The organism is Halalkalibacter flavus (assembly GCF_036663575.1).
Classification (GTDB): Bacteria; Bacillota; Bacilli; order Bacillales; family Bacillaceae_D; genus Halalkalibacter; species Halalkalibacter flavus.
In genome coordinates, this window is record NZ_JAWRVK010000106.1 from 1 (window position 1) to 809 (window position 809).

An 809-nucleotide genomic window follows, 5' to 3' on the forward strand; every position below is an offset into this window, starting at 1 on the left:
GTCGGGAAGACAGGATTTGAACCTGCGACCCCCTGGTCCCAAACCAGGTGCTCTACCAAGCTGAGCCACTTCCCGTATTCCTCAAATAGAATGGCGCGCCCTGAGAGATTCGAACTCCCGACCTTTTGATTCGTAGTCAAACACTCTATCCAGCTGAGCTAAGGGCGCTTCTTTAGTTGGTGCCGAGGGCCGGACTTGAACCGGCACGGTAGTCACCTACCGCAGGATTTTAAGTCCTGTGTGTCTGCCAATTCCACCACCCCGGCAAGGTAGAAATTTCATGGAGGCGGTACCCGGATTTGAACCGGGGATCAAGGTTTTGCAGACCCGTGCCTTACCACTTGGCTATACCGCCGTTTTGGAAAAAGCGGAAGACGAGATTCGAACTCGCGACCCCCACCTTGGCAAGGTGGTGTTCTACCACTGAACTACTTCCGCATAAATGGCTGGGCTAGGAGGATTCGAACCTCCGCATGACGGAATCAAAATCCGTTGCCTTACCGCTTGGCGATAGCCCAATATAAATGGACTTATGGGGCGACTGATGGGAATCGAACCCACGAATGCCGGAACCACAATCCGGTGCGTTAACCACTTCGCCACAATCGCCATAAATGGTGGAGGGGGACGGATTCGAACCGCCGAACCCGGAGGGAGCGGATTTACAGTCCGCCGCGTTTAGCCACTTCGCTACCCCTCCACAAAAGAAAAGAATAATTGCTATTACTATTTAAATGGCGGTCCGGACGGGACTCGAACCCGCGACCTCCTGCGTGACAGGCAGGCATTCTAACCAACTGAACTACCGG

Annotated in this window: 8 tRNA genes; all 8 read right to left on the reverse strand. The window is 53.9% G+C overall.

The window, feature by feature from the left end:
* Position 1 precedes the first annotated feature (1 nt).
* Positions 2-75 (reverse strand) — tRNA-Pro (locus SAY88_RS24560).
* A gap of 16 nt (positions 76-91) precedes the next feature.
* Positions 92-168, reverse strand: a tRNA-Arg gene (locus tag SAY88_RS24565).
* Between the two features lie 9 nt (positions 169-177).
* Positions 178-266 (reverse strand) — tRNA-Leu (locus SAY88_RS24570).
* 15 nt (positions 267-281) lie between these two features.
* Positions 282-355: transfer RNA gene (locus SAY88_RS24575), tRNA-Cys, on the reverse strand.
* An 11-nt stretch (positions 356-366) separates the two neighbouring features.
* Positions 367-438: transfer RNA gene (locus SAY88_RS24580), tRNA-Gly, on the reverse strand.
* 5 nt (positions 439-443) lie between these two features.
* A tRNA-Gln gene (locus SAY88_RS24585) sits at positions 444-518 on the reverse strand.
* Between the two features lie 15 nt (positions 519-533).
* Positions 534-609, reverse strand: a tRNA-His gene (locus tag SAY88_RS24590).
* Positions 610-615: 6 nt separating this feature from the next.
* A tRNA-Tyr gene (locus SAY88_RS24595) sits at positions 616-700 on the reverse strand.
* Positions 701-809: the final 109 nt, after the last annotated feature.